The organism is Methylobacterium longum (assembly GCF_022179385.1).
Lineage (GTDB): Bacteria > Pseudomonadota > Alphaproteobacteria > Rhizobiales > Beijerinckiaceae > Methylobacterium > Methylobacterium longum.
On record NZ_BPQS01000130.1, the window covers coordinates 1 to 1,230 of the forward strand.

2 protein-coding genes are annotated in these 1,230 nt (G+C 70.9%); both read left to right on the forward strand.

What is annotated here, in order from left to right:
- Positions 1-510: ABC transporter ATP-binding protein (locus tag MFF58_RS31650; RefSeq protein WP_238294285.1), on the forward strand; the 510-nt coding region annotated here is incomplete at its 5' end.
- Positions 507-1,230, forward strand: a 724-nt coding sequence (locus MFF58_RS31655) for an ABC transporter permease (protein ID WP_238294287.1), incomplete at its 3' end; no start/stop codon positions are given. The genes MFF58_RS31650 and MFF58_RS31655, both read left to right, overlap by 4 nt.

A 1,230-nucleotide genomic window follows, 5' to 3' on the forward strand; every position in this document is an offset into this window, starting at 1 on the left:
CTCGATGGCGAGGACACGGCGCGCCTGTCCGACGACGCCCGAGCCCGAATGCGCCGCGACTGGATCGGCTTCGTGTTCCAATCCTACAACCTGCTCCCCCGCAGCACCGCGGTGGAGAACGTCGAGCTGCCGCTGATCTATGCCGGCATCGCGTCGCGTCCGCGCCGCCTGCGCGCCCGGGCCGCCCTCGAGGCGGTGGGCATGTCGATGCGGGAGCGGCATTTCCCCTCACAGCTCTCCGGGGGCGAGCAGCAGCGGGTAGCGATCGCCCGGGCCCTGGTGGGTGAACCGGCGGTCCTCCTGGCCGACGAGCCGACCGGGGCGCTGGACAGTCGGACGGGCGCGGAGATCCTCGACCTGTTCCACCAGCTCAACCGCGGCGGGCAGACCGTGGTGATGATCACTCACGACGCCGCCGTTGCGGCCCATTGTGCGCGCACGGTCCACCTGCGCGACGGACAGGTCGTCGGCGACGTGCGCCAGGGACCGAGACGGGTGGAGGCTGCATGAACCTCTCCCAGACGCTGCTGGTCGCCCTCCGGTCCCTGCGCCTGAACCCGATGCGCAGCTTCCTGACCATGCTGGGCATCGTCATCGGCGTCGCCTCGGTGGTGACGGTGCTGGCCATCGGCAGCGGTGCGCAGGGGCGGGTCGCCGACCAGATCCGGGCGATCGGCGCCAACGTCCTGATGATCAATCCCGGAACCGCCAAGAAGGACGGCGTCCGGCTCAAGGCCGGCACCCGCCTGACGCTGACGGAGGGCGACGTCGACGCGATCCTCGCGCAGGTGCCGCAGGTCCGCGCCGCGGCGGGATCCCTGTCCGGGTCCGCGCAGATCGTGCGCGAGAACCGGAACTGGAACACCACCGTCAATGGCACCACGAACGGGCACTTCCTCGTGCGCGACTGGCCCGTGTCGGCCGGGCGCAGCTTCAACGGCACCGAGCAGAACACCGCCGCCAAGGTCGCCATCCTGGGCAGCGTCGTGGCCAAGGAGCTGTTCGGGGGCGACAATCCGGTGGGGACCGAGGTGCGCATCATGAGCGTGCCGTTCGAGGTGGTGGGCGTACTGGACGCCAAGGGGCCGGATCAGGACGACGTCGTCTTCGTCCCCCTGCAGACGGCCAAGCTGCGCTTCCTCGGCAGCGCCAGCGGGGTCAACCGCGACGCCGTCGCCTACATCGTCGCCAAGGCCGTCTCGGACGAGGCGATGGGCCGGGCGCGCACGG